This is a genomic window from Campylobacter sp. CNRCH_2015_0338h (genome assembly GCF_025772785.1).
GTDB lineage: Bacteria > Campylobacterota > Campylobacteria > Campylobacterales > Campylobacteraceae > Campylobacter_D.
Genome location: NZ_JAKMST010000002.1, coordinates 59338 through 80591, shown reverse-complemented (window position 1 = coordinate 80591; position 21254 = coordinate 59338). Strand labels below are relative to the sequence as shown.

Here is a 21254-nt window from a genome sequence, read left to right as displayed (position 1 = left end):
AATAAATTTTTATATATTATATATAAATAACTAAATAAACTTTAGTTATATAGACTAAATAATTTTAAATATTTTTATTTAAAAATAACTTGACATTATTATACTAAAGTTGTATAATTATTTTGTCACTTAAAAACATTGAGTGCTAAATTAAAAACTAAGGTTTTATAGTGAAGTCTTATAGTAAAAAAGATTTAATTTTAAAAACCATCATTGAGACCTATTTAGATGGTAATAATCCTGTGGGTTCTAATGAGTTAAATCATAAAGTTAGCATACCTGCTTCTACTATAAGAGTTTATTTTAAAAAATTAAGTGATGAGGGTGTATTAACACAACTTCACATTAGCAGTGGTCGCATACCAACTTTTACTGCTATGAAGGCTTATTGGTATGAGCAACTTTGCGAAGATGAGATTGTGATTAACGATCTTGCTTTGCTAGAGTTTTTACTTGATAAGTTTGAAATTTATACCTTAGTTTATGGTGGTGATGAGCTTATTTTACAAGATATTACTAAGGTTAATGATAAATTTATCATACTTGATTTTGGACAAAATGAGTTGGTTTTAAGATTTAGTCAAGATAGTTTAATTTTCTTACAAAGACTTATAGGACTTGATCTAAAAAGTATTGAAAATTTAGCTTTTAGAGTTGAGTTTAAAGAGTTGTTAGAAAAAATTGCTATGTTAAAAGATGCTATGGTTTATTATAGATATAATGAGAGTAAAGCTTATCAAATTTATCAAAATGATGAATTTGCTAAGCTTTTATCTCCTCAAATTGGATTTTATTTTAACGATAAATTGCAATTTGATCCTTTATTTGAAGAGGGTTTTATGGGATTAAAGCTTAAGAGTACATTTTTAGGCAAAGAATCTAATGTGGTTTTTGCCGGTAGTGTGTATTCTGATTTTAAAACAATGTTAAATATTATAAAGGAGGCTGCGTGAGCGAAGAAAAGCAAAATGAGCAAATACAAGAAGAAGCAGTGAAAAATTCAGAAAATCAAAACAATGAATTAGAAAAACTTCAAGCAGAGTATAATGAGTTAAAAGATACTTATTTAAGAGCAAATGCTGAATTTGAAAATATCAAAAAAAGAATGGAAAAAGAAAAAATTTCAGCAACAATTTATGCAAATGAAAGTTTTGCTAAAGATTTGCTTGATGTAGTTGATGCATTAGAGGCGGCTATTAATGTAGAAGCTAATGATGAATTAAGTTTAAAAATCAAAGAAGGGGTTCAAAACACTTTAGACTTGCTTTTGAAAAAACTTGAAAAACATATGGTTAAAGCAATAGAAGCAAATGGTGAGTTTGATCCAAATTTACATGAAGCGATGTTTCATGTTGAAAGCGCTGATCATGAAAGCAATCATATTGTCCAACTTTTACAAAAAGGTTATATGATGAATGATAGAGTAATTAGATCGGCAAAAGTTAGTGTTGCAAAATAAAATTTAATAAAAAGGATAAAAAATGGCAAAAGTTATAGGTATAGATTTAGGTACAACAAATTCTTGTGTGAGTGTGTATGAAAGAGGTGAGAGTAAAGTTATCCCAAATAAAGAAGGTAAAAATACTACTCCTTCAGTAGTTGCTTTTACAGATAAAGGTGAAGTTTTAGTTGGAGATAGCGCTAAGCGTCAAGCTGTGACTAATCCTGAAAAAACTATTTATTCTATAAAAAGAATTATGGGTTTAATGATCAATGAAGAAGCAGCAAAAGAAGCTAAAAATCGCTTACCTTATCATATCACAGAAAGAAATGGGGCTTGTGCGATTGAAATAGCAGGTAAAATTTATACTCCACAAGAAATTTCAGCAAAAGTTTTAATGAAATTAAAAGAAGATGCAGAGGCTTTCTTGGGTGAAAAAGTAGAAGATGCGGTTATTACTGTTCCAGCGTATTTTAATGATGCACAAAGAAAAGCTACAAAAGAAGCAGGACAAATTGCAGGATTAAATGTATTAAGAATTATCAATGAACCAACTGCAGCAGCTTTGGCTTATGGACTTGATAAAAAAGAAAGTGAAAAAATTGTAGTTTATGATTTAGGTGGTGGTACATTTGATGTTACTGTGCTTGAAACAGGTGATAATGTTGTAGAAGTTTTAGCAACCGGTGGTAATGCATTTTTAGGCGGTGATGATTTTGATAATAAATTAATCGACTTTTTAGCAAATGAGTTTAAAGATGAAATAGGTATTGATCTTAAAAACGATGTAATGGCTTTACAAAGATTAAAAGAAGCAGCTGAAAATGCTAAAAAAGAATTAAGTTCAGCTAATGAAACTAATATTAATTTACCATTTATCACAGCTGATGCAAGTGGTCCAAAACACTTAACTAAAACTCTAACAAGAGCTAAATTTGAAAGTATGATTGATGGCTTAGTTGCTGAAACTATTAGTAAGATTAACGAAGTAGTAAAAGATGCAGGGCTTGATAAAAGCGAAGTAAAAGAAATCGTTATGGTGGGTGGTTCTACCCGTGTTCCACTGGTACAAGAAGAAGTTAAAAAAGCTTTTGGAAAAGAGCTTAATAAATCAGTAAATCCTGATGAAGTTGTTGCAATAGGTGCGGCAATTCAAGGTGCGGTTATTAAAGGTGATGTTAAAGATGTATTATTGCTTGATGTTACTCCACTTTCTTTGGGTATTGAAACTTTAGGTGGGGTGATGACTAAAATCATCGAAAAAGGTACAACTATACCAACTAAAAAAGAGCAAGTTTTCTCAACTGCTGAAGATAATCAAAGCGCAGTTACTATCAATGTTTTACAAGGTGAGAGAGAATTTAGCCGTGATAATAAATCTTTGGGAAATTTCAATCTTGAAGGAATTCCACCAGCACCTCGCGGTATGCCACAAATTGAAGTAACTTTTGATATTGATGCAAATGGTATTTTAACAGTTAGTGCAAAAGATAAAGCTACAGGTAAAGCTCAAGAGATTAAAATCACAGGTTCAAGTGGACTAAGTGAAGAAGAGATCAATAACATGGTAAAAGATGCAGAGCTTCACAAAGAAGAAGATAGAAAACGCAAAGAAGCAGTAGAAGCTAGAAATGCTGCTGATAGCTTAGTGCATCAAGTAGAAAAATCTTTAAGTGAGCTTGGAGATAAAGTAGGTGATGATGATAAAGCAAATATTCAAAAAGCTTTAGATGAGTTAAAAGAGACATTGAAAAATGCTAATGCTTCTAAAGAAGAAATTGAAAGCAAAATGAAAGCTTTAAGCGAAGTTTCTCATAAATTAGCAGAAAATATGTATAAAAAAGAAGAGCCAAATGCTCAAAAGAAAAAAGACGATGATGTAATCGATGCTGAAGTTGAGTAAAAACTAAACTAGAAGCCTTGCGCTTCTAGTTTAATCAATATATTTTTTACAATCTTCCTTAAAATAATTTCTATCAAATCTTGCAAAATTATCATTATTTGGCACTTTATAACATTCGCTGAAATTTTTAGCCTTAAGAATTTTGACATAAAAACTAGGAATAGCTATGTTGTTTTTAATGCGTTTTGGCTTATCATCATAAAGTACTAAATTTAAGACCTCTAATTCTTTATTTTTCTTTGCTAAATATCTTTCTCTTTGTTCGATTTCATTCCAAATTTCTGCATTAATATCTTTTTTTTGCGGAGTTATGTTGCTCATTAAAAAAGTACTAAGTTGAGCTTGTGGGGTCGCATTCATGGATTGATTTGGCACGACATGCCCTCTTGTATAACCACTTCTTAGATAATCCTCCCAATAAGTTCTGTATTTTTTAGGAATATTGGTATCTTCTTGAAATCTTGGGCGTTTTTTGATGTGTCCTTGATTTAAAATTTTAGCTTCTAGTTTATAAGCAATAGCCTTAGTGCCTTTATAATTATAATCATAACAATTAATATAATAATATTTATCCATCAATAAAGAGCAGTCTTTAAAATAAGCTTTAAAGCTAGGATGTAATTCATATTGAGTATAAGCAAAAGAGCTTAAAGCTAAGGCGCAAAGCGTTAAAACTTTTTTCATGCTAAAAGCTTTCTTACCATTTCATTAAGTCTTTTACCATCAACGCTTGCGCCAAAAGCTGCTTTAGCTTCTTTCATCAAAATACCTTGTTCTTTTAAAGAGCTAATTTGTAATTTATTTATAAGTTTTTTTAGCTCGCTTTCTAATTCCTCATCGCTAAGTTGTTTTGGCAAATAAGCACTTAAAATAGCTACTTCTTGGAGTTCTTTTTGTGCTAAATCTTCTCTAGAGCCTTTAGAAAAAGCCAAAGCTGCTTCATTTCGTTTTTTAATCTCGCTCGCAATGATTTTGTATATTCTTTCATCACTAAGCGTAATTCTCTCATCAACTTCTATTTGTTTAAAGCTAGCATTAAGAGTTCTTAAAGTGTTTCTTTTAAAATCATCTTTATTACGCATAGCTTCTTTAATATCTTCTAAAATTTGATCTTTTAAACTCATTTTTTCTCCTTTAAAATTTGATATTTTTAAAATGTGCTATACACACACCTTCTCTAACACCATCATCAATCACAATGAGCTTTTGCTTATTAAATAAAGCAAAAAGTATCATTGAGCCTGCTATGAGGTATTTTTTTCTATTTTCTCCAAGATAAATTTTAGCTTTTTCTTGTTCTAAATTCCAAATTTTTAAAGCAAAATCAAAAAAATCTTTGCGTTTGAGTATTTTACCATTTACACTTTCTTCTAAGTAATCTTTGTATTTTATGTTTTGTTTATAAGCACAAAGTGTGGTGGGTACTCCTGAATTTAGTATGAAAAAATTTCCTTTTAATTTTATATCTTTACTAAGATTAAAAGCTTTTAGGGCAAGTTGTTTTAAATGTGCAGGGTAGGGGCTTAGATGAATTTTTAATTTTTCATCTTTAATACGTGCAAGATTTTGCGGGTATTTTTTAAAAAATCTTACATAAGCACTTGATTTTATAGCTTTAAAATGCATTCTTTCATAAAAACTAATGATTCCAAAATCATAACTTTTGCTAAACTTATCATTTGAAATTTCACAAGAAGCACCGCCCAAATCACAATAACTTAAGTCTTTTCTAAAAAGTTTAAGAGCTTTAAGACGCTCTTGCATACCTAAAACGCTTAGTTTTGCTTCGGTTTTTGCATCGATTAATTTTATATCAAGTTTAAATTCTTTTTGAATTTTTTCAAAAATAAGCTTAGTATTTCTTGCTTTTCTAAAAGCAGCTGTGGCGACTGCTTTAGCTTGACTTAAGTTATAATTTTTTTCTTTTAAGATTTTCAAAGCGCTAAAAATTCTTTCTATAGCTTCATCACTAATGGTGTCATTTTGCATATTTTTAGCTGCCCCTATGATAAATTCTTCGCTTTTTAATTTATTAAAATTCTCATCCATCAAAACAGCTCTCAATGTATTTGAACCCATATCAATACCTAGCACTAGCTCTCCTTAAAAAATTTAAAGTATAATAGCAAAAAACTTATAAGGAAAACTTATGCTTTTAGGGGTTAATATCGATCATATAGCAGTTTTAAGAGAAGCTAGAAAAGTAAATGATCCTGATTTGCTTGAAGCTGCGTTTTTGAGTGCAAATTTAGCTGATCAAATCACTATCCATGTAAGAGAAGATCGTCGCCATGCTAATGAGTTTGATTTAGAAAATATTTTAAAATATTGCAAATGTGTAGTGAATTTAGAATGCTCTATTGATATGATAGAATATGCTTTAAAATACAAACCCTCACGCGTTACTTTAGTGCCTGAAAAAAGACAAGAACTTACGACAGAAGGTGGTTTAAATTTAGATAATGAAAAACTACAAGAAGCTATTAATGCTTTAAAGCAAGAGCGAATCGAAGTTTCTTTGTTTATTGATCCAAATTTAGAAGATATTAAAAAATCATCTTCTTTAAATGCTGATTTTATAGAGCTTCATACAGGCTTGTATGCTAATATTTATAATGCACTATATACTAATATCAATCAAACTTCTTATGCATTGCCTGAATTAATTTTAAGTAAGAATGAACTCAAAAAGCTTTTAGAAAATGAACTCCAAAGATTAAGACAAAGTGCAAGTTTGGCTAAGAGTCTAAATTTAAGAGTGGCAGCTGGACATGGGCTTAATTATAAAAATGTAAAAAATATTGTAGATATTTTAGAAATAGAAGAGTTAAATATAGGCCAAAGTATAGTAGCAAGATCGGTTTTTGTGGGCTTAGAAAAAGCTATATTGCAAATGAAAGCTTTGATTAAAAGATGAAAAAAATTGCTATTAGCATAGGGGATTTAAATGGCATAGGTATGCAAATTTTATTAGCTTGTCATGATGAGCTAGTAAAAATTTGCGAACCTTATTATTTTGTGCATTATGAATTATTTCAAAAAGCAAATAAACTTTTGAAAATAAATCCTAAATCTAAAATCAATTTAGTTGAAATTTCTAATGCTTTAAAACCACATTTTATCTTTAAAGAAGAAAAAGAAAATTTTTTAATTTATGAGTTTTCATATCAAGCTAGTAAAATTATTGATTTTGATTTTGAGTTAAATCCTGCGAATTTAGACGCTAAAAGTGGGGTTTATTCTTTTTTAAGTTTTGAAGGAGCTAGTTATTGCACGCATTTATTTTTAGATGCTTTGGTAACTTTACCGATTAATAAAAAGACTTGGCAAATGGGGGGAGTGAGTTATAAAGGTCATACTGAGGCACTAAGAGATTTTTTCAAACAAGATGCTATTATGATGTTAGGGTGTGATGAGCTTTTTGTGGCTTTATATACTGAGCATATGGCTTTAAGAGATGTTTATAAAGAAATTAAGGCTTTCAAACTCGCGCAATTTTTAATTAATTTTTATCAATGCACTTTATTTGAAAAAATTGGAGTTTTAAGTTTTAACCCTCATGCAAGTGATAATGGTGTAATAGGTGGAGAAGAAGAGCAGGAAATAAAAAAAGCCATAAGAATGGCAAATGTATTTTTAAAAGATTACACGTTGAATTTACAAAATTTAGAAAATGAAGATTTTTTAAGTCAAAAAGAAAAAGAACTTTCTTATAAGGAAAATATTTATTTAAGTGAGCCTTTAGTGGCTGATAGTGCTTTTACTCCTTTTGCGTTAAGTAAATGCAAGTATTTGGTGAGTATGTATCATGATGTAGGCTTAGCACCTTTAAAGGCTTTGTATTTTGAAAAAAGTATTAATGTGAGTTTAAATTTACCTATAATTCGTACTAGCGTTGATCATGGTACAGCTTATGATAGGGCTTATAAAAATGAAAAAATTAATTTACAAAGTTATATGCAAGCAGTGAAATCTGCTTTGCAATTTTTAAAGATCAAAGAAAAAACTAAGTAAAAGTTACTAAAATTAATTCATTAAAATAAATTCTTAAGGAGAATACTTGAGTAAAGATAATGCTATTGCATTTTTTATTTTTATTGTGAGTGTTTTATGTTTTTTTGTTTGGGGATATAATTATATTCCTAATAATTCCATGATATTATTTATCCTTGCTAGTGTATTTGGTATTTTCATGGCCTTTAATGTCGGTGGTAATGATGTTGCAAATTCATTTGGTACTAGCGTAGGTGCTAAAACTGTTACTATAAAACAAGCTTTGATTATTGCAGCGGTATTTGAATTAAGCGGGGCTGTGTTTGCAGGTGAGGAAGTAACAAATACTATAAGAAGTGGTATAGTGGTTTTACCTGATGGAATTAATCCTATGGTGTTTGTATGTGTAATGCTCTCAGCTTTGTTAAGTTCAGGAATTTGGCTTTTTGTGGCGACTAAAAAAGGACTTCCAGTTTCTACTACTCATAGTATTATAGGAGGTATTGTAGGTTCAAGTATTGCTATGGGCTTTGTATTTTTTGATCAAGATCAAGCATTATCTATGGTAAATTGGAATGGTATTTATAAAATAGCTATGAGTTGGGTTATTTCACCTTTGCTTGGTGGGCTTGTGGCGTATTTAATTTATGCTTATATTTATAAAAAAATCCTAAAGCCATCAGAAGAAATAACTCTTGTGGTAAAAGAAATTAAAAAAGAAAAAAAAGCATTTAAAGAAGAATATTTTAAAAATTTAAAAAACAAAAGCCAAGAAGAGCAAATCAAAGAACTTAGCGCTATTGTTTTAGATGATGATGAAAAAAGAAGTGAATATAAGTTAAAAATCAAAGAGTTGAAAGAAAAAGAAAAAAACATAGATGTTTTCTCAAGAATGAAATTTCACGTTCCTTTAATAGCAGGTGTAGGTGCATTAACTATTGCTTCTATGTTTTTATTTAAGGGTTTAAATAATGTTTCTACTTTAGATGTAATGCAAAATTTATGGATAGTTTCGATTATTTCTATTTTTGCTTATATTGTTACTTTGGCAGTTGTGAGATTGATGAAAAAAACTCAGGTTAATAAAACCATAGAAAAGATTTTTTCATGGTTTCAAATTTTTACTGCTTCAAGTTTTGCTTTTTCACATGGAGCTAATGATATAGCTAATGCTCTTGGACCATTTGCTGCTATTTTAGATGTACTTAAAAATAACACCATTAATCCTAGCTCACCAGTACCTTTTGCTGTAATGCTTATGTTTGGTATAGCTTTGGTTATTGGGCTTTGGTTTTTGGGTAAAGAAGTTATTCAAACTGTGGGGTCAAAACTTGCTGAAATTAAACCAACAACAGGCTTTAGTGCTGAACTTGGCGCAAGTATTGTTATACTTTTAGCTACCCAACTTGGAATTCCAGTTAGTTCAACCCATATTTTAATCGGTGCTATTTTAGGTATAGGGGTATTTAATAAAGATGCTAAATGGGCTATGATGAAACCTATTGGTTTAGCATGGGTGATTACCTTACCAGTTGCTGGAATTCTTTCAAGTATTATTTTTATTATCTTTGTAAATACAATCTTATGAGTTTAAACTCATAAGATGTTTTTTAGCTTCATCTAAATTAGAACTATTGATAAAATAATCAATTTTTGAAGGTTTTTTATATACTTTATCATAATATTCAAAAAGCATTTTTACACAAAGTTCTAAATTGTTTTCTTTATAATTTTGACAAAGTCTTAATTTAAAATCCTTGCTGATATAAGGTGATATTTTTTCAACGCATTGATAAAATACTTTTTTATCCATTGGGGTGTAGTTTTTTAAAACTCTTTGAATGCGTAAATTCATATCACACTCACACCAAATTTTTTTAGCTTTTTGCATGCTATTGTATAAATTTAGCGGGATAGTTAAATTTCCAATTTGTCTGCTTTCAGCTTCTATAAAACAAGTTTTATAAGTATAATCTTTTAAAAAATAAAACAATTCATCTTCAAAGGCTTTTTGGCTTGGTTGTTCTCCATAAATTTTACCAAAACTAGATCCTTGGTGGTTGGCTAGTTTTTCTAAATTTAAAGCATTATCTAAAGTTTGGATTAAATCACTTTTACCACTTGCTGTATTACCACAAAGGCATAAAAACTCAATATTTAAATCTTTTCTAAAAAACTCACTCACATAACTTCTATAAGCTTTATATCCACCTTCTAATCTTATAACCCTATAGCCAAGTTCAGCTAAGATTAAAGCAATAGCTTTTGATCTTTTACCACCTCTTGCGCAATAAATTCCCACCAAAGAGCCTATTTTATAATTTTGATAAATTTTATTAATATGCTCACTCATATTTTTACAAATATAACTTGCGCCTTTTGCTTTAGCTAAACCTTTGTTTTTCTTATAAAGTGTGCCTATTTCTTCAAATTCATTATCATTGAGTGCGTAGTAATTCTGCGCAGATTTTATATGAGCAAGTTTGTATTCTTTGGGGCTTCTTGCGTCAATTAAAAGATCAAAATTAAATTTTAAAAAATTTTCAAAATCAACTTCTTTATACATAGTCTTTAAAAGCTTTACATAAGGTGGTATAAACTTTTTCCAAATCGCTCCCGCAAACTCTAGTTTGTCCTATGGTGGTGATAAAATTTGTATCGCCTTGCCATCTTGGGATTAAATGATAATGACAATGTGGTGCTATGCCAGCTCCTGCTGCGCTGCCTAAATTCATACCTATATTAACACCCTTAGCATGAAAGTTTTCTTTTAAAATTTTAACTCCAATACGTACAAAATGGCTAATTTTTAGCCATGTATCATCACTTAAATCTTCTATATTTTCTAAATGCTCATAAGGGATAATCATAAAATGACCTGGACTATAAGGGTATTTATTCATAATGCCAAAGCATTCTTTAGCTCTAAAAATCACCCCAAGTTTTTCATCTTCATTAAGTTCATACTTGCAATGACAAAAAGGGCAAAAATTTTTATCTTTATTGTTAAAATATACATCCCTCCAAGGTGCGTATAAATACTCCATTAACTCTCCTTTATGCAAGCATGAAGATTTTTAATATTTTTACTTATAAGAGCTTTATTTTTTGGTATCAAAGGTAATAGCTTTTCATCTTCTAATAAAAAAATTCTAGCTCCTGCTAAAATAGCATTATTAAGGTCACTTTTGCTTTCAAGGTAAAAAATGGCCTCTAAACCAAGATGTATTGCAAAATTATAAAGTTTTTTTAGTTGCATGGTTTTTAGCATTTTAGGAAATACAATAAATGCATCAGCCCCATATACTAAGCTTTCTAAAATTTGATATTCATCAAAAATAAAATCAAATTGCACAATAGGTTTTTCATGATAGCGTCTAAAAAGACTTAAATTTTGTATGTCTTGATTAAGCAAAGGGCTTGTTGGCAAGATGATGGCATCAAAATTTTCATGATCAAAATTTAAATCTTTAGAATATAAAAAATGTGAAAGTTTTCCTTCAAGTAAAAGTGTATAAATATCTTTAGGATAAAAGGCATTAGAAGCTAGACTTCTACCTAACATATCATAAGGAAAAATTTCTTTTTTACTTTCAAGAATTTTTTGTGTTTTTGAAAAATGATTTTTTAAATCTATTGTTTTAAACATTTTTCAATGGCCTTTAAGTGATCTTTGCTTTCTTGGGAATTTGCAAATTCTTTATCGTGGAATGTTTTTTGTAAAATTTCATAAGCTTTTTTGCAATCTTTAAGTTTATAATACCCCCAAGCTAAAGAGTCTAGATAATAAAGATTTTGTGGTTCTTGTTCAAGCGCCCAGCCTACTAGCTCCATACCTTTGACTATATCAATATCATATTCAATCAAGGCATAGCCATAGTAGTTTTGATATAAAGCATCACTGCGCACATCTACGCTTTGTTCAAATTTTTTCATGATAGAGGCTAGAATTTTTGGGTCCGCGACTTTTTTACTTTTAGGATCCATATGAATTTCAAATTCTAAAACACCTGCCATAGAAAGATATTTTTTATCTTTACTAAGTTCATAATGTTTTAAAGCTATTTCATAGGCTTTTTTATAATCTTTTGTTTGTGTATATAAGAAAATTTTAGTATCAGGATCTATGTTATATTTTTGGGTTAAATTTAGAGCCTGAGTATAATTTTTTTCTTGTACTAGTAATTCTATCATAGCGTAGATGTATTTAATATCATTGTTGAGTTTATATAGCTTTTCAAGGGTTTGGATACTTGCTTTATGATCTTTTTGTTCTTGATAAATTTTTAAAAGTAGGGTACATGTTTTAAGAGTGCATTGTGAACTTTTTACAAATTCTTCTAAGGCCTTTTTAGCTTGGTTGATATTTTTATTTTTGATATTAATTTCAACTATTTTAAGTAATAAATTTTCATGTTCAAAAAGCTTATAAGCAAGATTGTATTGTTCTAAAGCTTTAGTATATAAAGCTTTTTTGGCAAAAATATCGCCTAATATTTCATAATTTCTATAATCTTGTTCTTCTTTAACGAGTTTATAAAGTATAGCTTCAGCTTGTTTGTAATCTCCTATTTCAAAAAAATATAAAGCATTTAATCTTGCAATAGCTGTGTGTTCTAAAAAGTCTTTAGAAGCTTTTAAAAGCTCATCTTTTTGTTTTAAATTAGCACTTAAGGCTAAAAGTAAAGCCTTTTGCAAATATATACTTTCATTATTTTCATGAAATAAATTTGTATAAATATCACATGCTTTTTGAAATTGCCCATGCTCTTCATAAATAAGTGCTTGTAGGATTTTATCTTCACCTTTAGCTAAAGCAAGGCTTGTTAGGATAAAAACGATAATTAGTGAAAGCAAACCCCTATACATTCTTTTTTTAACTCCTCTTTGTGTGTTTTAAAATACTCCCAAAATGGAAAAGTTCTACATTGTTTTGGTCTATGCTTGTAAATTAAACATTTTTTATACATTGTATCAAAAAAAATACAACGGTAGCCATTTTCATACTTTGCTTCTTTAAAGCTATATTTAAATCCAACTTTGATGAGGTATTGTTCTTTAAAGGCTTCAAAGTTTAAATTTAAAAAACTAGCAATAGCTTCTAGTTCTTCTTTGCTAGCATAGATATACCCACTTTCTCCAGTGCAACACTTCCCACCACATTTTTCACAAGCACTTTCATCAAAAGAATAATCAAAACCTTTTTCACACATCATAGCTTATAGTTCCTGTATTTTTATAAATTTCACTAATTTTTGGATTTAAAACATCATTTTCATACATAAAAAGTGTAGGCATTATCGCGCAAGGACTTTTGCTATTTTTTTTAATATACATTAAAACAAGTCTTGCGTTAGTTTGTGCATTAGTATGAACACATTGAAGTGAAACCAGTTTTAATTTAAATTGTTTTAAAGAAGCGCAGATTTCATCTAAAAAACTTGCCTCATAGCACATAAAAAAACTACCATTTGGTTTGATTAAAGTATTTATTTTAGCAAACATTTTCTCAAGTGGCATAAATTCTTGATATCTTGATATACATAAATGCAAATCTTGGCTTTTTTGTGTATTTTTTTTATAAAATGGAGGATTAGAGATTAAAAAATCAAATTTTATATCACTTTTATAGTTTAAAAAATCTTCACAAATGCCTTGAATTTCAAGTTTATTTTCTTTGGCATTTTTATAGCTTAGTTTGATATTTTGCTCTTGGATATCTAGTAGATAAACATTTGAATTTGGAAATCTTTGCTTTATTAAAAGTCCTAAAATTCCACAACCACATCCTATATCAAGGATATTTCCTTTTAAATTATTTTTAGATAAAAAGTCAAAAAGTAAAAGGCTATCGTTATTATAGCGATAGCCTTTTGAATATTGAAAGAGTTTTAGCATTTATAAAGATGATTGCAGATTTTAAATGAATCATTTAAACCCACTACAATAGAAGCTCCGTTTTTACTCGCTATATCACCTGCTACAAATAATCCTTTTACATTGCTTTCTTTGTTTTCATCAAAGCTTGGCACACCTTTTTCATCAACTTCTATAGAGCATTTTTGTAAGAAATCAAGTGGAGTTGAACCCCCAATAGCATAAATAATACGATCATAAATTTCATTTGTGTCATTAGTGAAATTTACTTTAGCTTTGCCATTTTCATCTTTAATGCCAGTTATATCTATGCCAAGTTTTGCTTTTACACTACCTTGTTCAAAAGCTTTTTGAATATCTTCTAGATTAATATCGTTTAATCTTGAGAAAGTTTCTCTTCTATAGCAAAGCGTTACATCGTTATTTTTAGCTAAATCTATAGCGTATTCTGCTGCTGAATTTCCACCACCTACAACTAAGATTTTTTCACCTTGGCTTGCTGAATTTGCATTAAAATTGATGATTTTTGTCAAAGTTATAGGTAAAGTATAGCTTGGTTTATTTGGTTTACCCATTCTACCTATGGCAATAACTGCATTTTTGCAAATATAATTTTCATTTGCGGTGCTAACAATGAAATTTTCTCCATCTTTTTTAACACTTTCAACTTCACTAGAAAGCTTTACTTCAAGATTATGTTCTTTGATAGCATTTTGGAAAGTTTCTATCGTACTTTCTCTAGTTCCATCTTCAAAATTTATATGCCCGTGATTTGTACTATCACAACCTTTATAAGCTTTATCTACTCTTTTGCCTTCTTTGTAAAATTTTACTAAGGTTTGACAAATCGCATCAGTTTTTTCTAAAACAATAACTTCTTTATTTTTTATTTTAGCTTCTACTCCCGCTGCAATACCTGCAGGGCCAGCACCAATAACTACCATATCAAAAATTTTCATTATTTCCCTTTTTTAGTATTTTAATGTGTAAATGTATCAAAAAAATGATAATGAAATATAAAAATTTATAGATAATTTTAATTTTTTGTGGAGTTTTTGTTTTTTATTGCAACTCATTTAATTAAAAAAATTTTTTAAAAATTATCTTAAGTGTGTAAAAAAATATATCAATTTAAAATTTTTATGCAAAATTATCTATATTTAGATTAAAAAATAAAAAAATCATATATAGTATAAAAAAGGAGGTTTTTAATGTATGAAAATAAAGAACAAAGTTTAAAAAATAATTTTTTTACATTATTGTTATTATCTTTTTGTGGATCTATTATTTATGGTTTGCCTTATTTTAGAAAATATTATTATGATGATTATATGAGTCTTTATCATTTAAATAATTTTGAAATGGGCCTTTTGGGTAGTGCTTATGGATTGCTTGGTTTGTTTTCTTATGCCTTAGGAGGATATTTAGCAGATCGTTTTGCGCCAAAAAAATTATTGATTTTTTCTTTAATTGCTACAGGACTTGGTGGTTTGTTGCATTTATATTTTACTTCTTTAAATGCACTTTTGATTATTTATGGAATCTGGGGAATTACTTCATTATTAACTTTTTGGCCTTCTTTGATGAAAATAGTAAGAAGTTTGGCAAATTCTAAAGAGCAAGCAAAAGCTTATGGAATTTTTGAAGGTGGTAGAGGTGTTGTTGGTGCTGCACATTTGGCTATAGCTACAAGTATTTTTGGATATTTTCAAACAAAAGCTTTAGCCGCACAAGGTATAGAAATGGTTATTATTTTTTATTCTATAGCTCCTATTGCAAGTGCTGTTTTATTATTTTTTCTTTTAAAAGATGAGGTTAATGAACAAAGTGAGAAGATTAAAATCAAAGATTTAGTTTTTCTTTTAAAAAATTCTGCTCTTTGGCTTGTGGTTGCTATTACTTTTTGTACCTATTTTTTTAATATGAGCTTTTATTATTTTACTCCTTATGCAAGTAATGTAATAGGAGCTTCTGCTGTTTTTGCAGCTATTTTAACAGTATTAGCTCAATACATTCGTCCTGTTTCTTCTGTGGTAGGTGGGTTTATAGCAGATGGATATGGAAAGGCTAAAATAATGATGATAGGCTTTATTTTAATGGGAATTGGTGTTATTTTTTTAATGCTTAGTTCAAAATTGAATGGATTTTTGCAAATGAGTGTTTTAACTTCTGCTTGTGTGGTAATTTATGTAGCTATGTATTCTAATTTTGGAATTTATTACTCTTTACTTAGTGAGGGAAAAATTCCTATTCATTTAGCAGGTATGGCCATAGGTATTGTATCTACTTTTGGATATTTACCTGAGGTTTTTGCACCTTTGCTTGCTGGAGATTTATTAGATAGATATCCAGGTGTAAAAGGTTTTCATATATATTTTACTATTATGGTAGCTATGGCTATTTTGGGTGTAATGTTTTGTTTGATTTGGATTAAAAAATACAATAAAAAGGAGATGAAATGAAAGAAATTATTCTTGATCTTAAAAACAAGGTTAAAGTGATAGAAAATGAATGGATAGTTTTAAAAGATGGCACCAAGCTTTCATCACGAATTTGGCTTCCTCAGGTAAAAGAAAAAGTTCCTGCTATATTAGAATATATTCCTTATAGAAAAAATGATGGAACAAGAGGTAGAGATGAGCCTATGCATGGATATTTTAGCGGTAATGGCTATGCGGTTGTTAGAGTTGATATTAGAGGAAGTGGGGAATCTGATGGTTTATTAGAAGATGAATATTTAAAACAAGAACAAGATGATGCATTAGAAGTTATTGAGTGGATAGCAAAGCAAGAATGGTGCAATGGAAATATTGGTATGATGGGTAAATCTTGGGGTGGATTTAATTCTTTACAAGTTGCAGCAAGAAAACCTAAAAATTTAAAAGCTATTATAGTAGTAGGTTTTACTGATGATAGATTTAATGAAGATATTCATTATAAAGGTGGATGTTTGCTTAATGATAATTTTTGGTGGGGTAATATCATGCTTGCATATCAATCACGTTTTGTTGATCCAAAAATTGATCCAAATGGTAGAAATAAATGGCTCAATAGGCTTGAGAATATGCCTTTATGGCCCACATTGTGGCTTGAGCATACTTTAAAAGATGATTATTGGAAGCACGGATCTGTTGGAGAAAATTATGATGATATACAAGTTCCTGTTTTTGCATTAGATGGGTGGGCTGATTCTTATACCAATCCTGTTTTTACTCTAATGAATGCTTTGAAAGTTCCAAAAAAAGCTATCGTTGGTCCTTGGGCTCATGTTTATCCTCATGATGGATCTCCTTTGCCTGCAATGGGTTTTTTACAAGAAGCACTTAAATGGTGGGATAAATGGCTTAAAAATGAAGAAAACGATGTGCTTGAAGCTCCTATGATACAAGCATATATTGAAAATAGCTCTAAGCCAAATTCAAAAACAGAGAAAGTAGAAGGTCGTTTTGTTGCTTTAAATGATTTTAAAAATGATATTAGCTATAAAAAATACTATTTAAATCCGTATAAACTAACATGCAAAAAATCAAGTGAATTTATCAAAATTAACACTCCATTAAATCATGGGCTTTTATCCGGAGAGTGGATGGGGGCTGGTGTTTTAGGAGAAAGTCCTAGTGATCAAAGGTTGGATGATGGGATGGCAGTTGTTTTTGAAAGTGATTTTTTAGAACAAGATTTAGATATTTTGGGTTTTCCGGTTTTAAATGTAAAAATTGCAAGTGATCAAGGAAAAGCTATGCTCTTTGCTCAGCTTAGTGAAGTTAGAGCTGATGGTTTTGTAAAAAGAGTAAGTTATGGAGTGATCAATCTTGCATTAAGTGATGATAAAGAGCAATTTATACCTTTAAAAAAAGATGAATTTATCCAAAAGCAAATCAAACTTGATGCTTGTGGATATAGATTTGGCAAGGGTTCTAAGATAAGATTATCATTAGCAAATTCTTTTTGGCCTATGTTTTGGCCTATGCCAAAAATTTCAACCTTGACTTTGGATTTAAATGAGTGTGAATTTAATTTGCCATGTTTTAATGGTCAAGATAGCGATAAAATCAATATGCAAGCACAAAGTGCTCCTTTAACTCCAATAACACTTTTAGAAGAAGGTAGGGTAGATAGAAGCATTTCTTATGATATTTTAAATGATACTTGGACTTGTATTACAGATGGTGTTGGCGGAGTTTTTGGAGAAGGTGTTTATAGATTTGATGAGGTTGATGTTTTAGTAAAGCATAATTTAAAAAGAGAATTAAAACTTCAAAATGAAAACCCATTAAGCGCGCAATATACCATTACTCAAACAATGCAAATAGGACGTGAGGGTTGTATGATGGAGGCTGATATAATCTTAACACAAACTAGTGATTTGGAATATTTTTATATTAAGGGAAAAATAGCAGTCAAAGAAAACGATAAACTTGTTTTTGATAAAAAATATGATTATAAAACTAAAAGAAATAGTTTGTAAAATTTCCCAAAGTAAAATTACTTTGGGAATTAATTTTCTTGCAAGATTTTAGCTAAATCTTTAGCGCCTTTTAAATCCACTTTGCCAGAACCTAAAAGTGGAATTTGTTCTACTTTAAAATATTTACTTGGTTTAAAAATAGCAGGCATAGTAGAGTTTTTAATCGCTTCGCAAATTCCATCAAAATCTTGCTCTTGGCATTCTACTAATAAGCATACCATTTCACCTTTTTTATCATCATCTAGTGCAACTGCGCAAAATTTTACTATATCTGTATTGATAAATTTAGCAATTTCCTCTTCTAAAGCCCCTAAAGATATCATCTCGCCACCAATTTTTGCAAAACGAGAATAACGATCTACTATATATAAAAAGCCATCCTCATCTACATGACCTTTATCGCCGGTATTATACCAGCGTATGCCATCGATTTCTTTGATAACTTCACCGGTTTTTTCTTTATTGTTTAAATAACCTACCATAACCTGATGGCCACCAATGAGTATTAATCCATCTTCTCCATGATTTAAACTTTCATAAGTAGATGGATCTACTATGCGTATAGCGCTTCCTGGTAAAGGCATACCTACACTACCTTCTTTATTTGCACGGTGTAAAATCCAATAATCAGGATCAAATTTATTCGGTAAATTCACACTTGCAACCGGAGTGGTTTCAGTGGCTCCATAGCCTTCAAAAATAGGTTTTTTAAATTTCATTTCAAAGGCAGTTCTTACTTCGCTTTTGAGTTTTTCAGCACCTGAGACGATAATCCTTAAGCTTTCAAACATAATCGCATCAAGTTTTTTATTTCTTGCATAAATACCTAGAAAAGTTGAAGTAGCACACATAATGCTAACATTATTTTTTACTATAGCTTTTGCTACACCTAGTGCATCTGTTGGATCAGCATGTGTTATGCTTTTAATCCCTTCTAATAAAGGCATAAAAGTAGTTACAGTTAATCCAAAAGCATGAAAAGGTGGCAAAGAAGATAAGACAACATCTTCATTTTTTGCACATAATACATCTGAAATTTGGGCTATATTGCTTAAAATATTACGATTATTTAGCATTACCCCCTTAGGCGCTCCCTCACTACCACTACTAAATAATATAGCAGCTATGGCAAGGTTTTGTTTATTAGGCGCAAATAATGCTTTTATCAAACAAGTAGGTAAGATGCTTACTAAAGCAAGCATAGAAAAGATTTTGAGTTTTTGTCTTTTAAAGTTTGCGATAATATCTTCCATAAAAATGATTCTAATATGCTCTTCAAATTCTAGTTTTATACCTTTATTTTCTAATTTTTCCATAAATTTTCTAGAAGTATAAATTTGTTGAATTTGAGAACTTTGAATAGCTTGATTTATTGCTTTTACACCTGCTGTGAAATTTAAATTTACCACGATTTTATTGGCAAGTAATACAGCTAGATTGCAAAGAGAACTAGCCATAGAAGCAGGGAGTAAAATTCCCACACATTCTTCTTTTGGAGCATAGCTTCCTTGGGTAGGTTGTATATTTAGCTCATGCGATCTATTTTTTATGAAAGAGCTAAAAACTAGACTTAAAGCAAGCATTTTTCTATAGGTAATACCACCTATTAAAGGATCAACAATAGCTATTTGACTTAAATTTCTTTTAGCGCTATCTATCCAAGCTCTGGCTATAGTATGCATACTTTCACATTGAGATTTCCAAGCAATAAATGAAAGTTCAAAAACCTTTGTTTTAACCACTTCTTTTTTAGTGTGTATTGGCAAGCTTTTTCCAAAAGCAATAGCGATTTTTCTTTTGCTTATTTTGCGGTTTCTTGCTGAAAATTCTTCATCACTTCTTGAAAAAGCACTTCCCCAAAGTCCTCTAATATAAAAAGGTAAAATCACTCCATCTTGTTCTTCTAATTTTGAGCAAACTAACTCAAATCCGCCTTTAAATTCATTAAGCTGCCCATGGCGTGAAAGTACTCCTTCTGGGAAAAGGCAAACTAAATTTCCGTTTTTAATATGCATAGCAATAAGCTCTAAACTTGATTTACTAGAAGCACTTGAAACAGGAATAACTCCAAATTTATCAAGAAAAATTCTAATATACCACTTAGAATAAATGCTTTTTTCCATAACAAAATAAATTTTTCTTGGTATAGCCATTTGCACAATAGCCCAATCTATAAAAGATATATGATTGCCAAGTAATAACGCTCCACTTTTTTCAGGAATATTCTCAAAACCTTCTACCAATAAACGGTAGCGTTGAAAAAACGCTATACTCATTAATAAACGCACTAAAGAAAAAGGTAATTTACCTAGTACATAAATGCTTCCAAAAAATGCTACAGCGATGATAAAATAAAACAAATTTATCACTTCAATTTTAGCATAAGCAGCAAAAGTAGCTAGTGCTAAAAAGCCTAACATAAAAATATTTTGTATGAAATTATTTCCTGCTAAGACTTTTCCTAATTCATTTTCTTTTGCATGAAATTGTATTAGAGAGTTTAAAGGTGTTATAAAAAATGCTCCGCTTAAACCAAAAATAAAAAACACCACACTATAACTTAGTAGGTTTTCTAAAAATGGCATTAAAATGCTCATTAGAAAAATCCCTAAAGCGCCTAGTGGTACAAGACCTAATTCGATGTAATTTTTAGAAAATTTACCACTAATAAGCGATCCTATAATCACTCCTATACCAGAAAAAGCTAAAGAGCATTGTACATAAAAGGTATTTTCTATGAAAAGATCGTTTTTTGCATATACAGGAAAACTCACTAAATAAAGTTGTGATATGGCCCAAAAAAGTGAAATTCCTACAATACAAAGCCAAATGATTTTATGAGAAAATATTGTTTTTAAATTAGAGGCTAAAAGCTTTCCTTGGAAATATTGTTTTTTATCAAAGCTTAAATTTTTATCTTCTTCTTTTAAGCTAGGAAGCTTATAAGCTAAAAAAAGTTCTAATAAAGCAAAAGCTATTAATACAAAACCCAAAGGCGCAATTTGTGTTAAAATATCCGAAGGAGTGTTAAAATTTGGCTCAAAAAGCATTTCAAAGCTTAGAGAAAATACTGCCATGCCCGCTAAAATAGCCACAATGCTTACCGCATTTACAGCTCCATTTCCCATAGCTAAAAGCTCTTTTCCTACTAATTCTTTTATAAAACCATATTTTGCAGGAGAGTATAAGGCAGATTGTACTCCCATGATAAAAGTCATTACAAAAGCAAGCCAAAATGCTCCAAGATAATAACACAAACAAATAATACAAGTTAATATTGCTGAAAATAATGCAGATATTTTCATGATTTTATTTTTAGGAAATTTATCTGCTAAAAATCCAGAAGGCGAAAGCATAAGAATAAAAGGCAAAAGCATTAAAGCATTGACAATAGCAGTTAGAAAAAGTTGGGTGCTATCTTCATAAAATTTATAGATAGTGTTTTGTATAATGATTTTGTGTCCTAAATCCACAAAAGCATTAATAAAAGCCACTGCTAAAAATGGCGATACGCCAAAAATCTTTAAGAAATTTCTTTGCATTAAAAACTCCATTTTATTTTAAAAATATTA

The 21254-nt window shown here is 29.7% G+C and carries 19 protein-coding genes; 8 read left to right on the top strand and 11 right to left on the bottom strand.

What is annotated here, in order from left to right; translation table 11 throughout:
* Nucleotides 1-170: 170 nt before the first annotated feature.
* From L8X30_RS01715 to dnaK, 3 genes are read left to right on the top strand one after another with little or no spacing between them, the layout of a single operon-like run.
* A complete protein-coding gene (locus L8X30_RS01715; RefSeq protein WP_263678687.1) occupies nt 171-953 on the top strand; it encodes an HrcA family transcriptional regulator in 783 nt (260 codons plus the stop codon).
* Nucleotides 950-1459 (top strand): nucleotide exchange factor GrpE, encoded by a 510-nt coding sequence (grpE, locus tag L8X30_RS01710; RefSeq protein WP_263678685.1) that lies wholly within the window; start codon nt 950-952, stop codon nt 1457-1459. The genes L8X30_RS01715 and grpE overlap by 4 nt, the downstream gene beginning before the upstream one ends.
* 22 nt (nt 1460-1481) lie before the next feature.
* A complete protein-coding gene (gene dnaK / locus L8X30_RS01705; protein ID WP_263678683.1) occupies nt 1482-3344 on the top strand; it encodes a molecular chaperone DnaK in 1863 nt (620 codons plus the stop codon).
* 30 nt (nt 3345-3374) lie between these two features.
* Here the strand turns inward: dnaK and L8X30_RS01700 are convergent, their stop codons facing one another.
* The 3 genes from L8X30_RS01700 to L8X30_RS01690 are packed head-to-tail and all read right to left on the bottom strand — an operon-like array spanning nt 3375 to nt 5438.
* Nucleotides 3375-4028, bottom strand: coding sequence for a DNA/RNA non-specific endonuclease (locus tag L8X30_RS01700; RefSeq protein ID WP_047208365.1), 654 nt, complete (start codon nt 4026-4028; stop codon nt 3375-3377).
* Nucleotides 4025-4468 (bottom strand): GatB/YqeY domain-containing protein, encoded by a 444-nt coding sequence (locus L8X30_RS01695; protein WP_257928420.1) that lies wholly within the window; start codon nt 4466-4468, stop codon nt 4025-4027. Before L8X30_RS01695 ends, L8X30_RS01700 begins: the two co-directional genes overlap by 4 nt.
* 10 nt (nt 4469-4478) lie before the next feature.
* A complete protein-coding gene (locus L8X30_RS01690) occupies nt 4479-5438 on the bottom strand; it encodes a Ppx/GppA family phosphatase (RefSeq protein WP_263678681.1) in 960 nt (319 codons plus the stop codon).
* 55 nt (nt 5439-5493) lie between these two features.
* Here L8X30_RS01690 and L8X30_RS01685 point away from each other — a divergent pair, with 55 nt between their 5' ends.
* The 3 genes from L8X30_RS01685 to L8X30_RS01675 are packed head-to-tail and all read left to right on the top strand — an operon-like array spanning nt 5494 to nt 8925.
* The gene (locus L8X30_RS01685) at nt 5494-6261 is read left to right on the top strand and encodes a pyridoxine 5'-phosphate synthase (RefSeq protein ID WP_263678680.1); all 768 of its coding nucleotides are present in this window, start codon (nt 5494-5496) and stop codon (nt 6259-6261) included.
* Nucleotides 6258-7358: a 4-hydroxythreonine-4-phosphate dehydrogenase gene (gene pdxA / locus L8X30_RS01680; RefSeq protein ID WP_263678679.1), complete on the top strand. Its 1101-nt coding sequence runs from the start codon at nt 6258-6260 to the stop codon at nt 7356-7358. Before L8X30_RS01685 ends, pdxA begins: the two co-directional genes overlap by 4 nt.
* A 46-nt stretch (nt 7359-7404) precedes the next feature.
* A complete protein-coding gene (locus L8X30_RS01675; RefSeq protein ID WP_263678678.1) occupies nt 7405-8925 on the top strand; it encodes an inorganic phosphate transporter in 1521 nt (506 codons plus the stop codon).
* On the opposite strand, the gene mnmH is transcribed toward L8X30_RS01675, so the two are convergent.
* The 7 genes from mnmH to L8X30_RS01640 are packed head-to-tail and all read right to left on the bottom strand — an operon-like array spanning nt 8920 to nt 14173.
* On the bottom strand, nt 8920-9903 hold the full coding sequence (gene mnmH, locus L8X30_RS01670; RefSeq protein ID WP_263678677.1) for a tRNA 2-selenouridine(34) synthase MnmH: 984 nt from the start codon (nt 9901-9903) through the stop codon (nt 8920-8922). The two genes, L8X30_RS01675 and mnmH, sit on opposite strands and share 6 nt — an antisense overlap.
* On the bottom strand, nt 9896-10384 hold the full coding sequence (locus L8X30_RS01665; RefSeq protein ID WP_263678675.1) for an HIT family protein: 489 nt from the start codon (nt 10382-10384) through the stop codon (nt 9896-9898). The genes mnmH and L8X30_RS01665 overlap by 8 nt, the downstream gene beginning before the upstream one ends.
* Complete coding sequence (locus tag L8X30_RS01660; protein WP_263678673.1) at nt 10384-10986, bottom strand: indole-3-glycerol-phosphate synthase TrpC; 603 nt, start codon at nt 10984-10986, stop codon at nt 10384-10386. Before L8X30_RS01660 ends, L8X30_RS01665 begins: the two co-directional genes overlap by 1 nt.
* On the bottom strand, nt 10971-12206 hold the full coding sequence (locus tag L8X30_RS01655) for a tetratricopeptide repeat protein (RefSeq protein WP_263678672.1): 1236 nt from the start codon (nt 12204-12206) through the stop codon (nt 10971-10973). Before L8X30_RS01655 ends, L8X30_RS01660 begins: the two co-directional genes overlap by 16 nt.
* Nucleotides 12182-12553, bottom strand: coding sequence for a YkgJ family cysteine cluster protein (locus L8X30_RS01650; protein ID WP_263674548.1), 372 nt, complete (start codon nt 12551-12553; stop codon nt 12182-12184). Before L8X30_RS01650 ends, L8X30_RS01655 begins: the two co-directional genes overlap by 25 nt.
* Nucleotides 12543-13235, bottom strand: a complete 693-nt coding sequence (locus tag L8X30_RS01645; protein ID WP_263678671.1) for a tRNA1(Val) (adenine(37)-N6)-methyltransferase — start codon at nt 13233-13235, stop codon at nt 12543-12545. Before L8X30_RS01645 ends, L8X30_RS01650 begins: the two co-directional genes overlap by 11 nt.
* Complete coding sequence (locus tag L8X30_RS01640) at nt 13229-14173, bottom strand: NAD(P)-binding domain-containing protein (RefSeq protein ID WP_263678670.1); 945 nt, start codon at nt 14171-14173, stop codon at nt 13229-13231. The genes L8X30_RS01645 and L8X30_RS01640 overlap by 7 nt, the downstream gene beginning before the upstream one ends.
* A 252-nt stretch (nt 14174-14425) precedes the next feature.
* Between L8X30_RS01640 and L8X30_RS01635 the strand changes: the two genes are divergently transcribed.
* Together L8X30_RS01635 and L8X30_RS01630 are read left to right on the top strand one after the other, a co-directional pair.
* On the top strand, nt 14426-15676 hold the full coding sequence (locus tag L8X30_RS01635; protein ID WP_263678669.1) for an MFS transporter: 1251 nt from the start codon (nt 14426-14428) through the stop codon (nt 15674-15676).
* On the top strand, nt 15673-17682 hold the full coding sequence (locus L8X30_RS01630; RefSeq protein WP_263678667.1) for a CocE/NonD family hydrolase: 2010 nt from the start codon (nt 15673-15675) through the stop codon (nt 17680-17682). The genes L8X30_RS01635 and L8X30_RS01630 overlap by 4 nt, the downstream gene beginning before the upstream one ends.
* A 29-nt stretch (nt 17683-17711) precedes the next feature.
* Here L8X30_RS01630 and L8X30_RS01625 read toward each other — a convergent pair whose 3' ends face one another.
* On the bottom strand, nt 17712-21224 hold the full coding sequence (locus L8X30_RS01625) for an acyl-[ACP]--phospholipid O-acyltransferase (RefSeq protein ID WP_263678666.1): 3513 nt from the start codon (nt 21222-21224) through the stop codon (nt 17712-17714).
* Nucleotides 21225-21254: the final 30 nt, after the last annotated feature.